The organism is Fibrobacter sp. UWH4 (assembly GCF_900142475.1).
Lineage (GTDB): Bacteria > Fibrobacterota > Fibrobacteria > Fibrobacterales > Fibrobacteraceae > Fibrobacter.
Genome location: NZ_FRAY01000008.1, coordinates 47010 through 69047, shown reverse-complemented (window position 1 = coordinate 69047; position 22038 = coordinate 47010). Strand labels below are relative to the sequence as shown.

Sequence of the window (22038 nt, the reverse complement as noted above, 5' to 3'; positions counted from 1 at the left end):
TAGACTTCACAAAATCAGTGTAACAGGCTTGTCGGCTACGAGACTGTCCGGTGCAACCTTGCAGTCAATCACAAAAATTTCCACACCCGCCTTCCGGGCGTTTCGAAGCGCCTTGCCGAATTCAGGATGGATATTGTCGTCGGGGCCAAAACGCTTGCATCCCTTCATTTGAATGAGAAACAGGACGCCGCATTCGTAGGAAGTGCCGTCTTCGGCGGTCACACGTTCCGATTTTATGCGGGTTAATTCCGTCAGGTGCTTAATTCCTCTTTCTGTAGGGGCGTCAGGAAAGGTGGCGAAACCATCGTGCTCCAGGGTGACGCCCTTCACTTCTAAAAACATCTTGCGGCCCGCGAATTCGATGTAGAAATCGAACCGAGAGTTCCCGAAGGTGTATTCAGGGCGAACCAGCTGCAATTTTGGGAAACGCCGCTTGTTTGCTCTAATCCATTCTGCCGCCACCTTGTTGGGGGCCTGGCTGTCCATGTTTACGAGAACCGTGCCTCTAGGCGTAACCTTCTCCACCGCAATCAGGTCGTAAGGAGTCTTGCGGGCAGGATTCGTGGACTGTTCAAGGTAAACAACCGCACCGGGTAACAAAAGTTCCCGACAACGGCCTGTATTTTTCACATGAACCACGGTCTTTTGCCCCTCAATGTTCACGTGGGCTATAAAGCGGTTTGGCCGAGAAACGAATGTTGCCTTTACAATTTTTCCGTACTGCATTGCTTTTAGGGAATATACATCTTTTTCAGGGACATTAGGCAAATTTAGACATTCGTCCGAGTAAAAATGTAATAAAGTAAGAACTCCCCGAGCGCAAGGCCGGGGAGTGGGTTTACTTGGTCGTTAGGAAAATATCTTTCTAGATGGTTTCCGCGAGCTTCTGCATCTTCTCGAAATCGTGGGTGGGATTGTCGACCACTTCGGGGATTCCGAACGCATCCTCTTTCAAGGTGAGGCCATACAGCCCAATGTCGTCGGCAAGTTTCGTCCCTTCGTAAACCTGCAAGGGAAACGCCCCCACCTTCCCGACACCGTAGCTCTTGACTATACCGATATCGCGGGCGAAGGAATCGTAGGTCTGCCGCGGAAGCCCGTAAATCAGGGTGACCATCGTCGCTATACCAAGTTTCCTGCAACGGTCCAGTTTCTCGCGAAGTTGCGCTTCGGTCTTGTGGCCACCACGCTGAATAGTCTTGAGCACCGTCGGATCAAGGCTCTGCACGCCTATTTCGAAACTCACGTTCGAGTTCAGCGAAGCCTCTTCCATAAAGCGCTCCGTCAACAGTTCCGGGCGAATCTGCAGCGTAACCTTTCCAGTGAAACCAACCTTGCGGATCAGCTTTAGGTACTGTTCCCCGTGCCCTTCATAATCGTTGAAGAGCGGGTCCAGAACATTCAACTTTTTCACGCCGCGTTCCTTGAACAACTTGAGTTCGTCAAGATGACGCTCGTAATTGTCGATGCGGTACACCTTGCCCGAAAGCGTATCGCGATGCTTGCAGAACGAACAGCGGAAAGAGCAACCGCGGCGGGTTTCTGCACGCACAGTATTGACGCCACCGTCAAGAGATATGGCGCCCGAAAGGTAGGGGGATTCAAGATCCCCGAACCTGGGCAAATCCATCACGCGGGCAACGCCCTGGTTGATATAGCGGCGCAAGTTCGCGAATATCTTTTCGCCATAACTGAGCGTGAACATATCCGCGAACGGAAAGCGTCTGCGGAGTTCTGCCTCGCTCCCGAAAATAGAGGCTCCGCCCAGCATGATGAAGATGCCCGGAGCACGTCGGCGAAGTTCTGCGCCGGCGAGCGCGACCATCTTTTCGCACCAGGCGAAAACGCTGAACGCGACTATGTTGTACCCGCCAATGAGCGCCCTGGTAACAACCTCGCTTGCTACAAGATTCCAGTCGATATTGAAATCGCCGTTCATCTTTTGAAAGCGATTCAGGTCACTGGTGAACACGTCAAGCGTATCACCCGCATTGGTCGGGCTGTTCCGGAATGCAGAGACAAGGCAACTTGCGCCATAGGCGTCGCGCGGCTCATTTGGGCGGCAGAAATTGCTGCCCACGAGCAACACGTGAAGCGGAACGTGAAGGAAGGGGGAAGTCATGGGTGCCTCCGTTTTTACTATCACGGTCTATTCAACCAGATTTTTCCCAATGGGTCTTCTGGTCCCATGCCATCAACACGGAAAAAGAAATCATTATCCACAAGAAGAGGCTTGTATTCCAATTCCCACTTAGTCACCTCGCTTTGATCATTCCAGTAAATAACAGGGTCTTCTTCCGCCTTAAGGCTATACCATCGCCTTTTATTAAGATTGTATAGAACACTTAGATCAAATACATGATTGGAACGATAGGTGAGCCAAACATGACAATCTAGGGTTTTCCCGTACACACGTCCTTCTTTTATAATGTTCTGAAGGCTTTCCGAGTTGACTTTGTACATCCACTCCCCCATAAACGCCACATCTCCAATAGTCAGACTAACTTCCTCTTCCACGAAATTCGCTTGCGATATGGCTGCTATCAAGGCGCTGCTAGATACATTATGGCATGCGCTTTCTGGCTCTCCCCGATAAAACAACCAACTTTTTAAAAAATGGTGCGTAAACTCATGAAAATCACGGCTATTTTGATGAGCCTGCTCTAATCCGAACCCAGCCAAGTCTTGATAGCATACCCTAGCCTGATCAGCTGGCACAAATTTGGCTCTATTCTGAAAAGCCTGTAGAAAATCGTCTCTATATGACATGGTGAAATCTCCTTTTTTAAGGTTGAGGTTTAGGCGATGATGACGCCGGTTTGGATGAGATAGGTGCGGATATAGCGGTTGTAATCGCGTCGGAAGTTCGCAAAAGCGCGCGGGTCACTCGGCGTGCACGGGACAATGAAGAACTTGGTCGCCCCATCGGCAATGTGTCGCAGAATGGGGTGTTTTGCGTGCCGAGCCAAGGCCCATCGGCCGCTTTTTAGCATCGCATTGCACATTTCGTTGATTTTGGAGTCATTTGATAGGTTTGACATAGGTTTCAGTCCTTTTTGATGATTGTTTTATGATGTTTCTCGTTAATGTTGCCTTTAAAATCGCTTTTTTATCAGTTATTTTTGGTTAGAAATGAGGTCTTCTATGGGTCAAGTAAAAACAGGGGCTATTTGTGCCCTAGCAGGAATTATTGGTGGTGGCGTTTTGTCCTATGAACGCGAGAATGATGAATCAGCTAGATTTCTCAAGCACATGGATGAGGAAATACAGGTTCTCAGGGATCGTGCTGATGTTCATGGCGAGTATTGGGATTCCTTGAAAAATGTCATCTATGAAAAAGACTCTTTGTTAAAGGAGTATGTTGTTGCATATAAAGCGCAAAGAGCGGAAATCCAAGAAAACGAAAAATCAATAGAACTCTTGAATGATGTCGTAAAACAGAAAGACCGTGAAATTGAAAAGTACGAGAAGAAGTTCGGTGGACGCTACACCATGGAAAAGGAATTCGCATTGCTGTACGAATGCCTTTATGGTAGTTCCAACGGTTACTATAATTCTTACAGTAGCTACAGCTATTCAAGTTACAAGGATTGTTGCGTAAAAGCTGTGCGAAAACTTCAGGAACAATACCCTACAGAGAAGAAACTTACCGAGTGGGAAAGTGTTTCTCAGTTCAAATGCAAGCAGTAAGCGGAGCCTTTATGACGTTGTCTGAACTCGCCGATAAAATTAATGAACTTATTGGTTCGCGGAAACGGAATCAGAAAATTCAGGATTATTGTGACTATCGGAAGAAGCGAAGACAACCGTTGGGAGCAAAAGAATCCGTTGAAAATACTTTCAAGCAGTATTTCGCCGAAGCCGCCAAAAGTCGTAAGGATGGTCTGCCCCATAATAAAGGTAGGGCTTACGAAATGCTCCTGGATTTCTATGAGTTTCTTGAAAAGGAAAATGAAAAAATAGTTCTCCATAATTTGCCTGAGAATCCTTTTAAGGAATTGCTATCGGTCAAGGAACGACGCCTAATTCGAGAAATGCGCGACAATTTCAATAACGATATTAACTGCAAAAAGTGATTTAGGGATAAGGTAATACACCGCCCATTCTGCTAAAATGGACTCAATTTCCTATTGTTAATTTTGTCAATAGGAAGGGGTTGTTTTTGGGGAGAAAATGCTACATTTGAATGGGCAATATATAACTGATAATAATTCGCTAGGCAAAAGAAAGAGGCACCTTTCTTTCACCCAGCAGAATCAATGAATTATTTTTTCCCTCCCTGATAAAGTTTATTGTTGGGATTCAGCTGGTTAGCATGGTTGTCCATGCGGGCTTGATACTGATAGTTGTTCGGGTTCATCTGATTTGCATGATGGTTCAGATTTACCTGGGATTGAGTTTTATTTGCCATAAAGGCCTCCTATATTGAAAGTGAAAAAGCGTATCCCATTTGAGATACGCTTTAAATGTAGTCTTCCCATGAGCCATTGGGTAGACCCATGGCTTTGATAGTGGAAGAACTTTTTTGGGCGAAAAAAAAGTCGAGGTAATTTTTTAGGAATTATCGTTTGCGCAGGGAGGGATTATTCCTGCTTGCTGAAGGAGATATCCATGTATGCTATAAATTTCTTTAGAGACATTTAAGTCTTTTTCACATTGTTCCACTTGCTTCTTATATTCTTCGTATGTTACGCTTTGGAGGGCGTCTAGTTCTTTAGAACTCATAAGTTCTAAATTGTAGTTATTTTCCGATATAAGACGCATCGTTTCGCTGAAAACGATGGGGCAAAATTTATTGCTAAATTCTGCGACAGATTCTAAACATCTTGTATTATTTATGATATCTTGTGATGTTACAAGTCGTGTGATTTTGGGATGCTTTATAATGTCTCCCAAGATGGAGGAAAATCTAGATGCAATCACCTGCCGATTATTTGGATTAGCGATGTATTTAAGAATAAAGAGTATTCGTTCCTTTTTGGTGTTATCGTAACTTGAAACTATTTTACAAGGATATAGCAAACGTTCAATCACTCCCAAGATTACACATAGCTCAGGGATAATTGATTCATCAATACTTTCGTTATTGATGGTGGAGAATGCGACAGGCTCATCTTTTGCAATAGCTTGTTTTATGGAATGTATTTGCTTTAGCAATGCTGGCCCCATTTCAAGCATTTTCGTATTATATAATTTAGGATTGGTATTATAGATGCAAATAGCCTTTAAAATGAAATTAATTGAACGATGCTGCTCATCTGTATTTTTTGTTAATGGATAATCCAACCAATCTAATATGGATAGAGATGTCTTTTTTTCGTCAATTAACGCTTTGTTTTTTTCTAACAGGCCGGTATTTACCACTTTTTGTGCATCACGATACTCTTTGTCAAAGCTGAACAGGTTTTGTGTGAGTGCAATAATGGAATCAATGGGAAATTCTCTTCCCAGAAAGCGTATCATTTTGGAAAAGTCATTCTCTATACTATAATCGTTTGGAGGAAAAATGAGTGCTCCATTGATAAGGTATTCTTTCAATTGTTTTATTTTTACGTACAAATGGTCATTTATTTTGCTTCCTGCGGTATCTAGGAAATCAAAGTGAAAACAGTGTACTTTAAACAATTTTCCTAAGGTCCATAGTTCCTTCAAGAAGGGAAGATGCGGATTTTTGTTGTTATGAACACAATGACAGATTGCCCATTTAAAAAAAGTATCCATTTCTGGGGGTGTAAGGTAATAGGGCGAAAATAACTCTAGATTTTTTTCAAAGAATTCAAATGGTATTTTTTCGGAATACGGAGTTTCGAGTGTTTTCCGTAAAGTGTCTAGTTCCGTATTCTTACGTGGTTCATTACAATAGATATCCTTTGCCTGTATTATACCCAAATAATATAACGGGTATTTATCCTTTGCAGATTTTTGTTGATCTTTGCACGAATTGGCAAATAGAGCGAGCGAGTGGGCAAATCGAAATTCCTTCGCTATGTTTTGATAATCGTCTATATTTGACTCCCAACTATCAGGATGTTTTTTTCGCCATTCGTTAGGATACCATCCTCCCCACTCTTTTTGGGTACGCTCTTTTTTGAAATTGAAAACTCTAGACGTTTCCTTTAGCTGACGCAAGGATTCAATATGTGCAGCGATGTTCCATTTTTTGTTAGTTTTATAGTGTTTCAATAGTTCATCTAAATACTCTTTATACTTCTTTTGAGTTTTCTCGTCAATACCTTCCCCATGTCCGTTGGCTATTTCAAACGGAATCCTTAAGAAATGGATTGGCTTCAATTTTTTTGAATCATACAGGCATCTAGTTCTATTGATAAGGTACCTTATGAATGTTGTATGAGGATGGTCTTCTATGGGTATTTTTTCGTCTTCTAAAGCATCATTGTTTTTTAGCATAGCCTTTAATGCTATGTAGAATTTCTTTTTACTGTCCATATTTTTTCCTCTATTACACAAAATACTTTATTTTTTCATTCGTTAACGCAAAACTTTTTATATATTCCCTAACATGGACACTGAAAAGAAAATTGCCCTAATTATCGACTGCGACAATGCTAAGGCAGATGCCATTTACGGCATTATGGAAGAACTCTCCAAGTTCGGGGAGACGAGTATCCGCAGGGCGTACGGCAACTGGAAGGGGAACAATCCCTGGGAAGAGGTCTTGCATCCGTTCGCGATTCAGCCGATACAGCAGTTTCCCTATACGAAAGGGAAGAATGCAACCGACCTCGCTATGACTATTGACGTGATGGAACTCCTGTTCACAGAAAGCATCGACATTTTCGCCATTGTGAGCAGCGACTCGGATTTTACGCCGCTTGCCATGAAGCTCAGGGCCAAATCAAAACAAGTAATTGGGTTTGGCGAAGAAAAGACTCCGCAACCGTTCATTGATTCATGTAATTCCTTCATTTATATTGACAAGTTCAAGAAGCCTACGGAAACGGATGAAGCGACTAGCAATATCGAGAAATGGGATCGCAATAAATTGCGCGGTCATACTAAAATTATGAACGCCATTCGTAAAGCGATAAATGAAGAAGCGGAAGATGATGGTTGGGCGCTAGCATCAAAAATATCTCAACAGATTAACCACTTGATTTCGTTAAGTCCCAAGAATTTTGGTTATGCAAAATGGCCTTCTCTAATTCGCGCTACAGAGTATTTTGAAGAAGGGAAAAATTCTAAAGGTCAACCCGTTTTCCGTATTAAGAAAAAATAATTCCTCTCCATCGCTAATCCTTCAAAAAAAACACCTAAAATAGATTGCCTATTTTAGGTTATTTCTTTGTGGAATGTACCTTCAACATTATAGTTCGCTAATTTCTTTTTCTGAAAGTTTCGTAACAGCAGAGATCTCGGCTACAGAAAGCTTTCCCTGTTCAAGCAGCATCTTTGCGATTTCGCAGGCTGTTCGGTGCTTCAGCCAAGCTTCGTCAAAATCTTTCATCAATTCGCAACGCATATATCTAGCACTAAAATTACACAATTTCACCTCGTTTTGCAAGACCTTGAACACGGGGTCGGTAGCAAACTCGCTGAAATCGGCTTCACGGTTGAGCGTATCGATGGCACGGAGCCACTGTGCGATGCGGCTGTTGTCGCCTTCGAACTTTTCCTTCTGCTTGAGAAACTTGTTCACTTCGATGAGCGTCACCGTCTGCCGTTCAAAATATACACGCTGCTCCTGATTGCGGAGCTGCACCTTATGACGATAATTCGGGGATTCCCTGAACGCGTCGAAAAACTGGAAACTGACCACATGCAGGTTTTCCAGACGACTAAATTGTCCTACCTTCTCCATGCTGCTAGTAAGGCGAGCTACATACAGAACAAGGCGATCGTTGAACAGAGAATCGTTGTTTTCATGCTGAACATCGATGGAGATGCGGTCATCTATAACAACAAAGTTGATGTTACTTCACACACCTAACGGATCGTGCTTCGTCTTTGCCGAAGGCGCTTAGCTTGGCGGCCTTGGTGCTGAAATCGAGGAGAAGGTAGTGGGCGAGGCCGTCGGGAGTTTCCGATGCGGTCCAGAGGTGGGCATAGCCGCCGATGCCGTCGAATTTTCCGGTGGCATTTTCGCTGCCGCCCAGGCGGTACCCTGCAGGGAGGGCGTTAAAGCCGAATTCGTCGGAGCCGTTGCCTTTCTTGAACCAGCCGCTGGTGGACTTAAGTTTTTCACCTGCGACTGCCATGCCGCTTGCAAGATCCGTACCGCCAACGTTTACGATAAGTTGTTCAAAGTCCTCACGGTCAGGTAGGCTCCAGCCTTCGGGGCAAACTTTTTGCGCTGCTGCCCAGGTGTAAAGTCGTCCGTACTTGGAACAGTTTCGCTTGTCGCCCTCGGGGCAGGCGCTTCCTTCGATTTCGTAATTCAGGTTCTCGGCCATCCAGGTCTGCGAACCGATTTGCACAATGTCGTAGCTTTGGCCGTCGCGCGGGTCGGTGAATGACTCGGAGCAGGCGAAAAGCAGGGCGGTCAGAAGAATCGAAATGTATAGAAGGGACTGGCGCATCAGAATTTTCAGAGGTTAAGTGATTCTACCCAATCGATGTCGGGAGTGGCGTGGAGTGTCTGCAATCCGCAAGATGAGGCGGCTGCGATGTTTTCGTCATTGTCGTCAATGAAAATCGTTTCACTCGGGTTCGCGTTCAGTGTGCGAATCGCCGTCCTGAAAATTTCTGGGTCGGGCTTTTGCAAATGGAGCTCCTGACTCAAGAAAATATGGCCGAAGAAATCAGCCTGATTGTTGCCGTTTGCGTTGAACCATTTCTCGCAACAGTATTCCCAGTGCAGTTCGTTTGTGTTGCTCAGGAGCGAAACGGTGACGCCTTCCCTTTGGCGTAGGCGGCGGAGCGCGTTCAGCTTGCGTTCGGCGATATTGAGGCAGATGGAATTCCACGCCTGTTCAATATCGAGAGGCTTCGTTGTTGAAGAGCATTTGTCTGCAATCTGCTGACAGAATTCCTGCGTGTTCAACAGGCCGAGCTGGTAATCTTCCATCCACTTGTAAACGGAACCTCCCTTTTCGAGTTCTGTGGCAGGAAGCCCTAGGGCCATGAATTGCTCGTATGCATTCTGCATACGGATATCGAGAATGACCCCGCCCAAGTCAAAGATGTAATTTTTGAGCATGTGCGAAAAATAGAAAAACGTATCAGTTACTTCACGCACCTGACGGATAGGGCCGCGCGTTTTGTAAACTCACCCCAGTCACTTGTTTGGAAGTCTCCGTTCTGTAATCCGTGCAAAAAGAAATAGAGGGCGCGTTCGGAGTCATTCCGATAGTCTATTCGTTCCGTAGAGGTCCAGAAGAAGGCTTCTTCGCCGACGCCGCAATAGATGTTTGTTTCATATCCGTAGGAGTGGTTGCAGTCGGATTTTCTCATTTCTTTATTGGCCCTCGCCCCGGCGGGGAGCCCTGCAAAACCGAACCTGTCGATATAATTTATTTCGTATGTTTCGTCCGCAATCCAGCCGTATTTTGCCCTCATGCTTGCGCTTGCGCCCTCGTTACCGTTGTGAGAGTCGGCGTAGTCGATCATCTCTTTCCATTCTTTTTCGCTGGGGAGGTGCCAGCCTTCGGGGCATATTCCCTGATGTGAGCCCTTGATTTTATCGTCGTAGGTGGCGTTTAGTTTGTTGTAGGCTGAATCAAGGTCCATCGCGACGGTCCAAGGATAAAGCCTGCCGTAAACGGTGCAGGAATCCGGTTCGTCGTCGTAGCAGTAGGTGGAATCGGCGGCGTAGTTGAGGTTTTGCGCCATCCACCAGCGTCCATTGATATTTACGGTCTTGTACAGTTGTCCATCGCGCGAGTCTACGATGGAACCGTATTCTATTTCGGCCGGATCGAAAACGGTTTTGATTTTGGTTTCTACGGGCTTTATCGAAATGTCGTCTTGGCTGCATCCCCAGGCGACTAGAATGGTTGCGAAAAGGAGCAGGATCCTAGTCATGGCTTGCCCTCATAATAAAGGGTATCTCCGTATGAGTTGATGACAATGACGGCGTCGCCGTAGTCCTTGATTTTGTAGGTCGGCAGCTGCGATTTTACCAGGCCGTCACGTATCGCGTAGAAATTTTCCGAAATCTTGAGGTAATGTGCTGCAAAGGAGATGTCCTTGTGCAGGTCAAAACCGCAGCGTTCAAATTCCAGGGTATCCAGGTCCTGTTTTTCACTATTCACGATGGCAAGGGCGCAGGCGCTCGAGAACTCGTCGAGCCGCACCGCATTTACGCAGTAAAATTTTCCGTCGATAGAATCCATGGCGAGGCAGCTTTCGGTCCAGGAGGGGAGCTCTTTGAAAAAGGGTTCTTCCGGTAAAATACCATTGGACGATGTTTTTTTCTTGCCGACTTTCTGGTCCGTCAGGCTGACCGAATAGTAACTGGTCGAGAGCGTGTTGCTGAACGATTCTCCATCCTCGTAAGCCATAAAATGGTTGCAGTGGATGGTTCCTCTTTCCCAGTGGCTGACCTCGACGACCATGGTCGTGTCGTCTATCAGGCCCATGTAGTGCCATGCGTAGCCCTTGTCGGTCACCTCGTAGGTGTCGGTGGCGCAGCCGACTAGCGCTATGCAAAGTATTGCGCATACCATCGTAAAAATGCACCGCAAAGATTTCACCATTTTCTCCTAGTCCCTGACGCACATCGCCTGGCCCATGGGCATAAGGTCCTTGGGGCATTCGATAATTGCTTTTTTGTTGGTGTTAAAAATGAAGCTTGAGATTTCGTAAGTGAAGCAATACTGCGTATCCGCGTCTTTTTCGGTGCTGGACCAGAGCAATACGAGGACTCTTTCAAAGGAGCCGTTTTTGTCCACTTCGTCTATGCCCTCGACGATATTCGTGATGCGGTTCATCTCGTCGCTATCGATGGTGCGTTTCCATTCGTTGATTCCGGAACTTTTCCATTCGGTCGTATCGGGGATGTGGAAACCTGCGGGGCAGTAGATTTTGGCGCTTTCCCACGTGGTAAAGGTATTTTCGTCGTTGTGGGTGAACTTGATGGAACCCTTGCATTCGGCGGAATCTCCGCAGATGTCCTTTACGCCTGCCCAGCGGCTCCACTTCTGATAGAAAGCGTCGAAAGATTCGCTCCTGTTTTCGTAGTCGTTCAGGTAAATGGACTTGCTTCCGTACGGGGCGCGTATGTACATCTTGCCGTTGACCATCCTGGCGTCGTAGCCGGTGCCGTCAATGGTCGCTCTTTCCAGACGCAACCGTACATAGTCCTTCCATTTCTTGTCGTTCCAGAAAAAGTGCTCGAATTCGTAATGGTTTCCGCTGACGTCGCGTTCGTACACGCCTTCTTTTGTGAACTTCCCGTTGGCGAAATTTTTTTGTTCGGACGGATCCATGTCGCCGATGACGATTCGGGCCCATTCGTAGGATGTTCCGTCGACGTTTTTTACGCAGCCGAACAGGCTTTGCGCCGATTCGTCCCATTCAAGCGTGGTTCCGGTTTGCCCCGCCTTGCAGTAACCGCTTCGGTTGGCGTTGCGTTCGTAAACTGCTATCTGTTCGGGTTGCGCGGTCGACCAGTGGCTTTTGACAAGCTGTCCCCATTGATTGTATCCGGAGATGCATATAAAGTATTTATCGTCGTACTTCCGGATTTCGGCCTTGTTGTCGGTGGTACAGGAGTCGCCCGCGAGTACAGGCGCGATGACCTGGCTTTTTTGAACGTGACTCCATTTTGAATTTTCGCAGAAGTAGTACTCGCCGTCGTACGTGATGTAGGTTGAATCTTCCAGTTCGCCGCATCCGTCCTCGTGGATGACCGGCGGAATTGCCTCGCTGTCGGGGAGAGTTTCCCATTCGCCGTTCTTGCAGATGTAGTAGCTGTCGTATTTGACGACATGTCCGTTGCGGCAGGTATCCTGGTTCAATATGGGCGGAATCTGCTTGTCGGCAGGAAGCCTTTCCCATCTCCATTGCCAGCCGTTGCGGAAAACGCACCAGTAATAGACGCTGTCGGCATAGGCGACTTCGTTTTCATTTTCCTTGCCGCAGGCGATACCGTAGTAGTCAAAGTAGCTGATACCGTTCCAGTTATTGTTGGCATTGCAGCGGAAGTAGCTTGACGGCGGCAGCTTGAGCGTGTCGCCTGCCGTGCAGGAGTCGTCGGTCACGTAGCCCAGGACGGTAATGCTTTCCCATCTGCCGTTGTGGCACTTGAAATAACTGCTGTCGTAAGCGGCCTTTTCGTTCTCTTTATCTGCGGTACAGTCGCCGTATATGTTATAGAAGTTTGCTTCGAACTTTGCCTGTTCCCTGTTGAAGCCTGAAATGGTGTCGGTCCATCTCATCGAGAATCCGTAACCGTCGCACGTGAATATGTGATCGTGATAGGCGCGATACTTGCCCTTGTTGCCGTAACCGCATTCGCCGAACAGGTACTCGATGGCGTCCTTGTCGTTTGCCGGGACCCAGGCCAGAATGCTTTCGGAGCAAGTGTACACGGTGTCGTTCTTCACGTGACGATCCTTGTTCCCGTTGTGGCAGGTGCCAAATTCAGTGTCGAGTGCATTGAATTTTTTCCAGAACCAGGTGGAATCGCTGCGCATGTCGCATACAAGGTAGTTCTTGTCTTGTGCGCTGCCTTCCTGATTGATTTGAGCCTGCAGACCGATGCTGTCGCATGCCGGAAGTCCATAGGTGTCTTGCCACAGCGTTGAAAAGTACGAAAGGCTTGTGCTGTCGATCTTTGAAAAATTCCAGTCGCGTGCCAGTAACGCATCTACAATATGGAGAGCGTCGAAGAGGCTTTCGTTAACCTCGTTTTTTTCAATCGAACTTGCCATCGTTTCAAAGGTGGCCGCAAACGCCGAGTCGGAATCGCCTGTTGATGCCAGAATGTAGGGCATGATTTTCAGGGCCTCGAACTTGACACTGTCGGATTCAAAATCTATTCCCTCTTGCCACACCATACCGAACATCCTGAAAATTTCGCGCGAGGCCTTTTTCTTGGCATTGTTCAGGTAAAAACCGTCTTCTTGCACCAGGTACTTGACGCGCTTGCTTTCGAGGGCGCCGAGCAGATTGATACTTGGCGAGGGGTAGCGCCCAAAGTCGACATATTCCTCGAACGTCAGTTCCTTTGCGTCGGGCGAGGCGCTGCGTGTGCAGGTGAATGTAAGCTTGGCGAATGAGGTTGGATAGAAACTGGAATCCGATGTGAAAGTGTATCTGCCGGAATCGTCCTTGTGGATGCTGGCTTCGTAGATGTCGAATTCGTCGAGCTTCTGGTCAAGCGCTGTAATCGTCAGAGTCTTGGGAACCAGGGGCTTCTCCAGCGAAAAATTTCCTGACAGGGCGGTGAAAATATCGGATGAATCGTGGTAAGCGATGGCTCTTCTGGAATCGTGATTGTCGAAGTCGGAATAGTCGTAGGTATGGTCATAACAGCCTGCAGCGAATAGTGCGGCTAAAATAATCGGTATCGCGGATACCTTATGACTAAAATACACCATTCTATCCCTTTTTGATACTCCGCTCATCTCTGCACAACAAGATAATTTATTTCCCCTGTTCAAACAACATAAAATTAGAAATAGACGATAAAGTGCCTATTTTGAAGGATAATTTGAAGCTCTGTTTAGGGAAGGCTGGCTGTGGAAAAAATTTAATTTATTAAGTTTATTGTCATAACGACCTCTATAAGAAAGGAATATATGGAAAACGAAGGAAATCAGTGGGGAGCGGAATTGAACTGCGCTCGCTCCATGAGCAATAGGGAAATTAAAGAATTCGCCTGGAATGCGATGAGCGGTCGCTGGCTTTACGGCGCCTTGACTTTGATATTGTTCCTGGCAGTCGTTATGGGAATCTCGACTCCGCAATTCTTTATGGAAGAAGGCTCCGCGATCTATCATGCCTGGGAAATCATCTGTACGCCGTTTACATGGGTTTTGTGGATAGGACTTGTCGCTTGCTATTTGGATTTGGCGCTGAAGGCTGAGCCTTCTTATGCACGGCTGTTCCTGGGATACCGCAGCGTGGAATATTTCCTGAAGATTGTGATTACGGAAATGATTCAATACTTTATGCTTATGTTGTGGTTCCTGCTTTTGGTCGTCCCGGGCATCATGAAATCGTATTCCTACACGATGACGGAATTGGTCCTTGTCGAACATCCTGAATATACTCCGCTGCAGGCCATTACCGCGAGCAAGGAAATGATGTACGGTCACCGTTGGGAATTTTTCTGCTTGCAGGCCCGTTTCTGGGCTTGGGGGCTGCTGTGCTGCTTTACCTTCGGCATTGCGGCGTTGTGGCTGTATCCGTACTATATGACCGCCAAGAGCAAGTTCTACCTGGAGTTGAAGTAGAGCGTTATGATCGCTTTTTTATTCGTACTGCTTGCGGCGCTCGCCCTGGTCTATGTCAACCTGAGCACCCTTGCCAAGGGAAAGGCGGGGCGGATTATTGCCCTGTCGGTGCTGGTGCTGCTGTTCCTGTCGATGACGTTCCGCGATACATGGGCGGGGAGTGTTGCCGTCGCGTTTTTTGCGGTGTGGCTTCCCAATGCGCTTTTGTTCTACATTCCCTGGACGCTTTACCGCATCGGTTACTACTTCACGCAGCCGCACCACTTGAGCAGGCATTTTGTCCGCCGCGTGAGCCGCGGGCTTTTGGGCGTTACGGTGGGGATTGCGCTTGCGATGTTCGCTTACGGCGTGCCGCACAATGACGACTACAAGATGATGGACCTGACGGTGGATTTGCCATCTCAATATACGGAAGGGTTCACCGCGATTTTCTTTAGCGACATTCATGTGGATCCGCTTTTCAAGGCGGAAAAGTTGCAGCGTTTTATTGCGCAGGCGGATTCAATCAAGCCGGACTACTTGTTGTTCGGCGGTGACTTGGCCGATGTGTCCATGGAGCAGCTGGATGCCTGGGGTTACGATAGTTTGTTCAAGATGCTGACATCGAAGGCGAAGGTCGCGGCGGTGGCCGTCAACGGGAATCACGAATCGATGCAGGAACGCGCGGGTTCCAATCCGAATGATTGGATGCGCAAGGTGGGTTTCGTGGTGCTGGACGATTCCACGGCGTGTATCGGGAAGGCGTGCTTTACGGGGCGCACCGACTACATGGTCGCGCGCGGCCGCGATGTACTTCGTCGCCCGCTTGCGGAGCTGATTCCGGATTCGCTCCAGTTGACTGAAATTCCGCAGGATTCGATGGGCGCTGTGGCCGCAAATGAAAGCGTTGCTGGAGCCCCGGTAGTTGATTCGCTTGCGGATACGGCTGCAGCTAGGATTGCCTACGATACGACGGTTGTGCGCCGCCCCTGGATTTTGCTGGACCATCAGCCCAAGGGAATCGAGAAGGGGCATGTAGGCAGGTTCCCGGACATGGCGCTTTCGGGACATACGCACGATGGGCAGTTTTTCCCGGTGACTTTCATTATCAATTATGTATGGAAGGTCGCTTACGGCAAGGGGGCGCTTGGCGGCGTCTTTTGGCTCGTGAGTTCCGGCTTTGACTGCTGGGGTCCGCCGGTACGTTTCGGCTCCGATTCAGAATTTTGGATTATCAAGTTCAAGCCGCACGAGAACGTAATGCCGGAATAAGGAAATATCTTGCTTGATTATTTCGAGAGCTTGTTGTAGACTGCGATTTGGCGCTCGATGATGCCGTCCCAGGTGAAGCATTCGGCGATGCGCTTACGGGAGCCGGCGAGCAGGTGCTTTACAAGCTCGGGCTCGGCGGCGAGGCGCTTGTAGGCGCTTGCGAGGGCCTCGGGGTCTTTTTCGGGAACGAGGATTCCCGAGACGCCGTCCACGACGACATCGGGGATGCCGCCCACGTTGCTTGCGACGATGGGGAGGCCGAGTTCCATGGCCTCGATGAGGACGACGCCGAGGCCCTCGGTGTCGCCCTTGCTGTCGACAATCGCCGGGAGCGTGAAGACGTTAGCGGTCTTGTATTCGTTCGCGAGCGCTTCGGGCGAAAGTTTGCCGGTAAAAATGATTTCTGCAGGAGGTGCGGCTTCGCTATTTAAGGCATCGTCGGATCCGCATCTACTGGATTCCCTCCCGTTGGTCGAGAATGACGCGACTGGGGATTTCCCATTGTGATCACACAATGCATCTGCCTGCATCTTCAGCTGCTTGGTGAGGTCGCCGACGCCGACGATGCGGATTTCGAACTGGTCGCGTGGCAGGTACTTGGCGGCCTCGATGAGGTAGCGAATGCCCTTGCGTTCGATATGGCGCCCGACAAAAAGAATCTTGAACTTACCGTTTATCGGGTGCGGTACGGGGCGTTGCGGGGTGTCCCCACCCTGGTGGCCATGCGCACTAAGCGATGGATCGCTAAGTGCTGTCCGCCCGCTAGAGGGGGTAGCGGATGCCGTGGCAGAAGCGAGGGGGAGACTTCCCCCTTCTAGAGTCGTGCCATACGGGCTCCATTCCACATCGACATTGCGGAGGGCCTTGATTTTACTTGCGGTAAAACTTGAATTTGCGAATACGGCTTGCGCCTGGCCGATGGCGAATTTCAGGAGCGGCTTCACCCACTTTTTCTTGCGGATGAGCAGGAGTTCCGCCCCGTGGAAATTGAGGACCAGCGGGATTCTGAACAGCTTGGCGGCACCGAGGGCGATGTAGGCGTGCGGGAACGGCCAATGTGCGTGGATGATGTCGGGCTTCCACTTGCGACAGATCTTGATGCACTTGAAGAATCCGCTGATGATGTAAGGGATCGCGAGTAGCTGCAGCCAGGGCTTGCTTGCCATCTTGCTGGGGGCGCCTTCTTCGTGGGTGAGCATTTCCCAGTTGGCGGGCGCATAGCGGAAACGGTTCACCTTGATGCCGTCGATTTCGTGGCTCTTAAGGCCTTTGTATGCGGGGGCGAGAACCTGGATGTCGAGGCCCGCTTTCTTGAGGTGCGCAAGGGAGGTACGCAGCCAGGGGACTTCGGCGTCTTCGTGAAAACGCGGATAGACGGACCCGATGACGAGAACTTTCTGGACCATTTAGTTTATGCGGAAGGTTCGCCGGCGGCTGCGGGAGCGAATTCCTGCGAAATGGAAGTAATGGCGTTGATGTCCTGCGCGTCGCTTACGCAGGCAGGGTAGACGATGGGCTTGATGACGGCAGAAAGGAGGTTCGCAAGTCCCTTGAAGTCCATGTCGTTCGCGGTCTGCAGGAGTCTTCCGCGGATGCGGATCCAGCTTTCGATCTTGGAATCGAGCAGCAGCATGCCAAGGCCCGAGCCGTTTTCAAGGAAACCGAGGATGTCGCTTCCGCGGCTGTTCTTGTTGAGTGCGGTGAGGAATACGTCCCAGAATTGGATGCAGGTGTCCCTGTCTCCCAGGATTTTTTCGATGGCCGAGAAGTCGAATTCCAGATAGACGAAGGAGCTTTTGTCCTCGTCGCTGCGGATAATTTCTTCCTGGCACCGCCTTTCGAATATGTCTTCGGTGTAGATAGAAATATTAAAGTGGTGCTTTCTAATCAATTTGAAGAGTTCTTGCTTCATCGCAGCACAAAATTAGTCTATTTTTTGACCATGCAACGCTTGCTCAAATTGAAAAAAGTGCTCAAGAATAGTGTTTTGGCGTCCTCCGTCGAAAATTTCAAGACGATCCGGGCGTCAATGTCCAAATACCGTCCATTGACCGAGGCCGAGATTCAGGTTCTCGAAAGGAACGGCAACCGTTCCGAGTCGTGGGCGAAGGTCATGGTCGAAAACGACTTCGACCCGAACCGCATTATTCGGAGCTCGTTCATGGGCGAGGTTTACTTGCCGCGCTTTTTCGGGACACTCCTGTTGCCGGGTGACGTGTCTTTCCCGACGGGTATTTACGACAGCCTGGTGCATAACTGTCTCGTGGAGAACGCTCTTGTCCACAAGGTGGCGATGCTCAGCAACATTCTGGTACGCAGCAGTTCGGTGGTGCAGAACGTGGGCTCAATCGTGAGCAGCGGAAAGATCAGCTACATGGTCGGCAACGCGATGCACGTGGGTAACGAGATGGGCGGTCGCAGCGTTCTCGTGTTCCCCGAAATCAATATGGAGCTGGTGGACCTGCAGCTTTTCCACAAGCCGGAGCCCGATGTCGCGACGGCGTTCGCGGAGCAGCTCAAGGCATACCGCGAAGAGACCGCACTTTCTTTCGGCATTGTCGGGAAGGGTGCGGTTATCTGCAATACGAACATTATTCGTAACAGCTGGATCGGTGCGCATGCGCGTATCGAGGGCGCCGAGAAGATCCGTAACTCGGTGGTGCTTTCGTCGCTCGAGGAACCGAGCCACGTGTACGATTCCGTGATTCTTGAAAATTCGAACGTGCAGATGGGCGTGACGATCCATACGGGCGCGGAGGTGCAGGGTTCTGTGCTGATGAGCCGTACGACGGTTGCCTGCAAGGCGATCGTGAAGTCGTCGATTATCGCTCCGTGTTGCCATATTGAAGAAGGCGAGGTGAACAGTTCGTACATGGGCCCCATGACGCAGATGCATCACCATTCGCTTTTGATTGCGGCGCTCTGGCCCGACGGATGTGGCAACCTGGGCTACGGCGCGAACGTGGGTAGCAACCATACCGGCCGTATGCCCGATCAGGAAGTGATGCCCGGACAGGGAATGTTTTTTGGGCTCGGCGTAAATGTCAAGTTCCCCGCGAATTACCGCGAGTCGCCCTTTACGCTGATTGCTTCGGGACTTACGACGCTCCCACAACGGGTCAAGTTCCCGTTCTCGCTGATCAAGCCGGGGGACCCGCAGCTGAACGGCATTGCTCCGCGGCTGAATGAAATTGTGCCTGGCTGGAATTATGCGAATAACGCCTATGCGCTCGACCGCAACCTTTACAAGTATTCCATTCGTGGCAAGGGGTTCGTGCCGGCTTCGTTCTATACGATTTTCAGTCCCGATACGTTGCGCTATGTATACGACGCCTACCAGCGCCTGCAGGTGACGGAAGTTCGCGATTTCTACACCAAGGAACATATCGACGGGCTTGGCGAAAACTTCCTTCGCGAACGCGTGCGCCAGAAGGCGATCAAGATTTACCGCGAGTACTTGGAACGCTATGCGCTGGAACAGGTGATAACCCTGGTGGTGAACGATCCGAATTTGCAGTCGCAACCGGTCAAGGAACTGCGTCGCCTTTCGACCAACGATGCCAACAAGGACGTGATGCGCACGGTGGTGCTTCCCGAGACGTTCGACGAGTTGCTGAAGCGTTACCGCCAGCTTGAAAAGGACTGGTTTGAACGCGTGACGCACGGCCTCGACAAGGACAACGATCGTGGCCGAAAGATTTTCGACGACTACGATGACGCGCATCCCGTGGACAGGGGATTTACCGAATGGGAAAAGAACCGAGTCGAAGATAAGCTGCGCCGTTTGGCGTCTATCGTGAAGACGGCCAAGGCGGAATGATCTCGGCGACTGTGATACTCGTTGCGGTCCTCGTGATCGAGGTGATGGCTCGGCTTGCTTTGGAAATTCGCGAGCGGAGGCTTTCGCAGTTGCGTGGCGGTGTATTTGCCGTGCTCCGCCTGATTCCGCTGGTGAACGATATCGTGCCGTTGCCGGAGAATCGCAGGGAACCTACCGAGAATGAATTTGTCCGAAAGCACGAGGAAGGCCATTCGGAGTTGCGGCACGGCATCTTGCGGAATTTGGCGAAGGTCGCTTTGCTGTTGCTTGCCGTGTGGCTCTTTGCCTTTCTGCTGGCGAGTCGCGGAATGTCGCTTGTGGAAGCGGTTCTGTGGCTGCACCTGGCGGCAATCCCGTTCCGTACGGTATTCCACTTGTATTGCTGGCATCAGGAATACGAGGCGGACCGTTACGCCTTCGAGAAACTTGGCAAGAAAGTAGCGAAGGCCGCGATGCGCGACCTTGCCGTAAGCGAGATTCCCTATACGAAGCTTTTTGCGGTAATTTACCGCGAGCACCCGACCGTTGCGATTCGCAGTCAGAAAATCCTGAACAAGGAAATCAAGGCAGGGCAGGGTCGCGCCGCTTAAGGCACTTCCTGATATGCCGTTTAATGCACCTGGATGCGGTGCATCTGTACTCCCTGACGAATCAGGAACGTTCCCGCCTGCTTGAAATGCTGGCGGACCGATGCTGCGATGTTTTCAGCCTGCCAGGAGCCTGCCGGCAGTGTGCCGAGGAAGCGCCCTTGCATGTCGAATAATTGCAAAGGTTCGCCTGGACGGAACATTTCCTGCCTGTACATTCCGAAATCGCGCAGCGCTACCGACGACGAATCTCTCGTCGAATCCTGTTTGGTGGTATCCGGTTCCACGAAGGGGTGCGCCGGATCGTCTACGACGACCTTGAAGGTCACGGAGCCCTCGCAGCCCGAGGCGTTCGTGTGGACCGCCTTGTAGTAGCCACTCATGGTGCCGTCCATCTTGCCGATGTGGATTTCGCGGTTCGTGGAGGTAAAGTTGTTCGGGCCGCTCCATACCCAGCGCCCGCCTTCCCACGGGTGCGGGCCAATCGAAAGCGAATCGCCCTTGGAAAGCGAGATATCAGTTGCGGTGGACCAACCTTCGTTATTGTTGATCTTCGAATACGGAATAATGGAATCCGGCTTGCAGACGCCACCTTCGGCGCCGTCAATCACCATCGTGGTAATCGTGTTGGACTTCGCCGTCATCGAGAGCGTCTTCCCCGACACCGCAATATCGGATTGCGTCGTTAAACTGCCCGGCAATTCGAACCGTACCACCTTCGCGCTTGCGCCGATTTTGTCAAACCCGCGCAAGTCGAATTCATACCTCACGTCGCTTGAGCCGCTGTTACGAACCACGAGCACCAAGGCGCCATCTTCTCGCAGCGCCGCGAGCGTATTGCCGTTATCGCTGTCGATAATGCGCGAGCCCGGACGGATGTAGCGGCTGAATGCGGCATGCATGTAGTAGCGCGCATTCGGGCTGAAAGTCTGCTTGCTGTGGTTCAGCGCGAGGCTACGCCAGTTCTCGGCCGGGTCGCCAATCTGCCAGTCCACCCAGGCGCTCGCCTTCATGTCGCGCAGGTCCGCAAGAATCACGCCCGCCATCCAGAGTGCAATGTTCTCGTCGCCGCTCTTGTGAAGCGGTCCCGTTTCGGACTGCCACACCTTCTTGTCTTTCGCGAACGCCGCATTGAAAAGTTTGGCGCGGTTGTCGCCGCCGGAATAGCTGTGCGTGTTCACCTGGAACATGTAAGAAAGCGCTTCGGAACTGTACTTGTTGAACTGGTTCAAGGCATCGCCAATGTTCGTCTCGTCGGCGGCACTCACCGAAGTCTCCGGGAACAGGCCCTTCTTCTGAAGCGCCTTGCCGAGTTCCACAATCATTTTCGTCTGGTTGTTCTTGAAGCCGCAACCTTCCTGCCCGCCGTTCGATTTCCACCAGCCGGCACTCGGCTCGTTGAACGGTTCCACCGTGCGGAACGTAATTCCCCATTCCTTCTTGAAGTGCAGCGCCACTTCGGAGAGGTAGTCCGCGAAGTCGTCGAAATAGTCTTCCTTGAGGTTGTCGCTACCGTCGCTAGAGCCCGAGACGCAACCGCTCTTGGTCATCCACCACGGGGGCGAATTGCTGAACGCCTCGAAAATCGGGTCCTTTACGCGCTTGGAAAGTTCAACCGCGATCGTGCGCTGGTACGGGTCTGCCGTCCAGTCGAAATCGCCCTTTTCGGTAGGCTTGTAGCCGGGAACGTTCGCGCCGCCGTCGCCCTTCGTGAGGTGATTATGGCCCGGCTGGTCGCCGCCGCCGATGTTGTAGCGGAAAATCGTGTAGCCCAGACCCGTGTCCGGGTCGGCAATCGCACCCAGAAGCTTGCTGCGGTTCGCCTCGCTCCAGGCGCCCGCCTTTACGGCCCACCAGCAGAGACTCGTGCCCCAGCCCTCGAAAACCTGATACTTTTTGCCGGGGTCCACAACGACCTTAGTCTGTGCATGCGCAGGGGCAAATAAACCTGCTAAACAGAACGCGGCAAGGGCCACGCCCGAGACTTTAAAATCTTTACCAATACCCATCATACCCCTAA

22 protein-coding genes are annotated in these 22038 nt (G+C 50.1%); 7 read left to right on the top strand and 15 right to left on the bottom strand.

Translation table 11 applies throughout. The features are described from left to right. Positions 1 to 6 precede the first annotated feature (6 nt). The 4 genes from sfsA to BUA93_RS13165 all read right to left on the bottom strand — a co-directional run bounded on the left by sfsA (position 7) and on the right by BUA93_RS13165 (position 3041). Positions 7 to 726: a DNA/RNA nuclease SfsA gene (gene sfsA, locus BUA93_RS13180; protein ID WP_072980148.1), complete on the bottom strand. Its 720-nt coding sequence runs from the start codon at positions 724 to 726 to the stop codon at positions 7 to 9. A gap of 139 nt (positions 727 to 865) precedes the next feature. Beyond that, positions 866 to 2122: a B12-binding domain-containing radical SAM protein gene (locus BUA93_RS13175; protein ID WP_072980146.1), complete on the bottom strand. Its 1257-nt coding sequence runs from the start codon at positions 2120 to 2122 to the stop codon at positions 866 to 868. A 20-nt stretch (positions 2123 to 2142) separates the two neighbouring features. Then, positions 2143 to 2769, bottom strand: coding sequence for a hypothetical protein (locus BUA93_RS13170; RefSeq protein ID WP_072980144.1), 627 nt, complete (start codon positions 2767 to 2769; stop codon positions 2143 to 2145). 29 nt (positions 2770 to 2798) lie between these two features. After that, a complete protein-coding gene (locus BUA93_RS13165) occupies positions 2799 to 3041 on the bottom strand; it encodes a hypothetical protein (protein ID WP_072980142.1) in 243 nt (80 codons plus the stop codon). A 103-nt stretch (positions 3042 to 3144) separates the two neighbouring features. On the opposite strand from BUA93_RS13165, the gene BUA93_RS13160 reads away from it, so the two are divergent. Both BUA93_RS13160 and BUA93_RS13155 read left to right on the top strand, forming a co-directional pair. After that, complete coding sequence (locus tag BUA93_RS13160; RefSeq protein ID WP_139258089.1) at positions 3145 to 3690, top strand: hypothetical protein; 546 nt, start codon at positions 3145 to 3147, stop codon at positions 3688 to 3690. Positions 3691 to 3701: 11 nt separating this feature from the next. Next, entirely contained in the window at positions 3702 to 4076 is a 375-nt protein-coding gene (locus tag BUA93_RS13155) for a hypothetical protein (RefSeq protein ID WP_139258087.1), read from the top strand. 188 nt (positions 4077 to 4264) lie between these two features. Here the strand turns inward: BUA93_RS13155 and BUA93_RS16355 are convergent, their stop codons facing one another. Then, positions 4265 to 4411 carry a hypothetical protein gene (locus tag BUA93_RS16355; protein ID WP_175547450.1) on the bottom strand — a complete coding sequence of 49 codons (147 nt, stop codon included), beginning with the start codon at positions 4409 to 4411 and terminating at the stop codon, positions 4265 to 4267. A gap of 143 nt (positions 4412 to 4554) precedes the next feature. After that, a complete protein-coding gene (locus BUA93_RS13150; RefSeq protein WP_072980137.1) occupies positions 4555 to 6447 on the bottom strand; it encodes a hypothetical protein in 1893 nt (630 codons plus the stop codon). A 73-nt stretch (positions 6448 to 6520) separates the two neighbouring features. On the opposite strand from BUA93_RS13150, the gene BUA93_RS13145 reads away from it, so the two are divergent. Next, entirely contained in the window at positions 6521 to 7237 is a 717-nt protein-coding gene (locus BUA93_RS13145) for an NYN domain-containing protein (protein ID WP_072980135.1), read from the top strand. An 87-nt stretch (positions 7238 to 7324) separates the two neighbouring features. Here the strand turns inward: BUA93_RS13145 and BUA93_RS13140 are convergent, their stop codons facing one another. From BUA93_RS13140 to BUA93_RS13115, 6 genes are all read right to left on the bottom strand, one after another. Beyond that, entirely contained in the window at positions 7325 to 7867 is a 543-nt protein-coding gene (locus tag BUA93_RS13140; RefSeq protein WP_254793991.1) for an Rpn family recombination-promoting nuclease/putative transposase, read from the bottom strand. Positions 7868 to 7931: 64 nt separating this feature from the next. Continuing rightward, positions 7932 to 8537, bottom strand: a complete 606-nt coding sequence (locus BUA93_RS13135; protein WP_072980131.1) for a fibrobacter succinogenes major paralogous domain-containing protein — start codon at positions 8535 to 8537, stop codon at positions 7932 to 7934. An 8-nt stretch (positions 8538 to 8545) separates the two neighbouring features. Beyond that, positions 8546 to 9157 carry an HAD family hydrolase gene (locus tag BUA93_RS13130; protein WP_072980129.1) on the bottom strand — a complete coding sequence of 204 codons (612 nt, stop codon included), beginning with the start codon at positions 9155 to 9157 and terminating at the stop codon, positions 8546 to 8548. 26 nt (positions 9158 to 9183) lie between these two features. Beyond that, the gene (locus BUA93_RS13125; RefSeq protein ID WP_072980127.1) at positions 9184 to 9981 is read right to left on the bottom strand and encodes an FISUMP domain-containing protein; all 798 of its coding nucleotides are present in this window, start codon (positions 9979 to 9981) and stop codon (positions 9184 to 9186) included. Beyond that, complete coding sequence (locus tag BUA93_RS13120; protein ID WP_139258085.1) at positions 9978 to 10655, bottom strand: hypothetical protein; 678 nt, start codon at positions 10653 to 10655, stop codon at positions 9978 to 9980. The genes BUA93_RS13125 and BUA93_RS13120 overlap by 4 nt, the downstream gene beginning before the upstream one ends. Before the next feature lie 6 nt (positions 10656 to 10661). Beyond that, entirely contained in the window at positions 10662 to 13502 is a 2841-nt protein-coding gene (locus tag BUA93_RS13115) for a hypothetical protein (protein WP_072980123.1), read from the bottom strand. Positions 13503 to 13703: 201 nt separating this feature from the next. Between BUA93_RS13115 and BUA93_RS13110 the strand changes: the two genes are divergently transcribed. Both BUA93_RS13110 and BUA93_RS13105 read left to right on the top strand, forming a co-directional pair. Beyond that, positions 13704 to 14360 (top strand): DUF975 family protein, encoded by a 657-nt coding sequence (locus tag BUA93_RS13110; protein WP_072980121.1) that lies wholly within the window; start codon positions 13704 to 13706, stop codon positions 14358 to 14360. A gap of 6 nt (positions 14361 to 14366) precedes the next feature. Beyond that, positions 14367 to 15611, top strand: a complete 1245-nt coding sequence (locus BUA93_RS13105) for a metallophosphoesterase (protein WP_072980119.1) — start codon at positions 14367 to 14369, stop codon at positions 15609 to 15611. 17 nt (positions 15612 to 15628) lie between these two features. Here the strand turns inward: BUA93_RS13105 and BUA93_RS16615 are convergent, their stop codons facing one another. Further along, positions 15629 to 17017 (bottom strand): glycosyltransferase, encoded by a 1389-nt coding sequence (locus BUA93_RS16615; RefSeq protein ID WP_254793989.1) that lies wholly within the window; start codon positions 17015 to 17017, stop codon positions 15629 to 15631. Positions 17018 to 17022: 5 nt separating this feature from the next. Next, positions 17023 to 17523, bottom strand: coding sequence for a hypothetical protein (locus tag BUA93_RS13090; RefSeq protein WP_072980117.1), 501 nt, complete (start codon positions 17521 to 17523; stop codon positions 17023 to 17025). Positions 17524 to 17553: 30 nt separating this feature from the next. Between BUA93_RS13090 and BUA93_RS13085 the strand changes: the two genes are divergently transcribed. Beyond that, positions 17554 to 19431 carry a DUF4954 family protein gene (locus tag BUA93_RS13085; RefSeq protein WP_072980115.1) on the top strand — a complete coding sequence of 626 codons (1878 nt, stop codon included), beginning with the start codon at positions 17554 to 17556 and terminating at the stop codon, positions 19429 to 19431. Between the two features lie 11 nt (positions 19432 to 19442). After that, on the top strand, positions 19443 to 20021 hold the full coding sequence (locus BUA93_RS13080) for a M48 family metalloprotease (RefSeq protein ID WP_175547449.1): 579 nt from the start codon (positions 19443 to 19445) through the stop codon (positions 20019 to 20021). 20 nt (positions 20022 to 20041) lie between these two features. Here BUA93_RS13080 and BUA93_RS13075 read toward each other — a convergent pair whose 3' ends face one another. Further along, positions 20042 to 22030, bottom strand: coding sequence for a glycoside hydrolase family 30 protein (locus BUA93_RS13075; protein WP_254793988.1), 1989 nt, complete (start codon positions 22028 to 22030; stop codon positions 20042 to 20044). Positions 22031 to 22038: the final 8 nt, after the last annotated feature.

Bases quoted from the DNA above. Each gene is read 5' to 3' on its own strand.
- BUA93_RS16355 (WP_175547450.1), bottom strand. From the start codon at position 4,411: ATGGCAAATAAAACTCAATCCCAGGTAAATCTGAACCATCATGCAAAT.
- sfsA (WP_072980148.1), bottom strand. From the start codon at position 726: ATGCAGTACGGAAAAATTGTAAAGGCAACATTCGTTTCTCGGCCAAAC.
- BUA93_RS13075 (WP_254793988.1), bottom strand. From the start codon at position 22,030: ATGATGGGTATTGGTAAAGATTTTAAAGTCTCGGGCGTGGCCCTTGCC.
- BUA93_RS13105 (WP_072980119.1), top strand. From the start codon at position 14,367: ATGATCGCTTTTTTATTCGTACTGCTTGCGGCGCTCGCCCTGGTCTAT.
- BUA93_RS13135 (WP_072980131.1), bottom strand. From the start codon at position 8,537: ATGCGCCAGTCCCTTCTATACATTTCGATTCTTCTGACCGCCCTGCTT.
- BUA93_RS13165 (WP_072980142.1), bottom strand. From the start codon at position 3,041: ATGTCAAACCTATCAAATGACTCCAAAATCAACGAAATGTGCAATGCG.
- BUA93_RS13120 (WP_139258085.1), bottom strand. From the start codon at position 10,655: ATGGTGAAATCTTTGCGGTGCATTTTTACGATGGTATGCGCAATACTT.
- BUA93_RS13170 (WP_072980144.1), bottom strand. From the start codon at position 2,769: ATGTCATATAGAGACGATTTTCTACAGGCTTTTCAGAATAGAGCCAAA.
- BUA93_RS13175 (WP_072980146.1), bottom strand. From the start codon at position 2,122: ATGACTTCCCCCTTCCTTCACGTTCCGCTTCACGTGTTGCTCGTGGGC.
- BUA93_RS13115 (WP_072980123.1), bottom strand. From the start codon at position 13,502: ATGGTGTATTTTAGTCATAAGGTATCCGCGATACCGATTATTTTAGCC.
- BUA93_RS13155 (WP_139258087.1), top strand. From the start codon at position 3,702: ATGACGTTGTCTGAACTCGCCGATAAAATTAATGAACTTATTGGTTCG.
- BUA93_RS13145 (WP_072980135.1), top strand. From the start codon at position 6,521: ATGGACACTGAAAAGAAAATTGCCCTAATTATCGACTGCGACAATGCT.
- BUA93_RS13090 (WP_072980117.1), bottom strand. From the start codon at position 17,523: ATGAAGCAAGAACTCTTCAAATTGATTAGAAAGCACCACTTTAATATT.
- BUA93_RS13150 (WP_072980137.1), bottom strand. From the start codon at position 6,447: ATGGACAGTAAAAAGAAATTCTACATAGCATTAAAGGCTATGCTAAAA.
- BUA93_RS13125 (WP_072980127.1), bottom strand. From the start codon at position 9,981: ATGACTAGGATCCTGCTCCTTTTCGCAACCATTCTAGTCGCCTGGGGA.
- BUA93_RS13110 (WP_072980121.1), top strand. From the start codon at position 13,704: ATGGAAAACGAAGGAAATCAGTGGGGAGCGGAATTGAACTGCGCTCGC.
- BUA93_RS13085 (WP_072980115.1), top strand. From the start codon at position 17,554: ATGCAACGCTTGCTCAAATTGAAAAAAGTGCTCAAGAATAGTGTTTTG.
- BUA93_RS13130 (WP_072980129.1), bottom strand. From the start codon at position 9,157: ATGCTCAAAAATTACATCTTTGACTTGGGCGGGGTCATTCTCGATATC.
- BUA93_RS13160 (WP_139258089.1), top strand. From the start codon at position 3,145: ATGGGTCAAGTAAAAACAGGGGCTATTTGTGCCCTAGCAGGAATTATT.
- BUA93_RS16615 (WP_254793989.1), bottom strand. From the start codon at position 17,017: ATGGTCCAGAAAGTTCTCGTCATCGGGTCCGTCTATCCGCGTTTTCAC.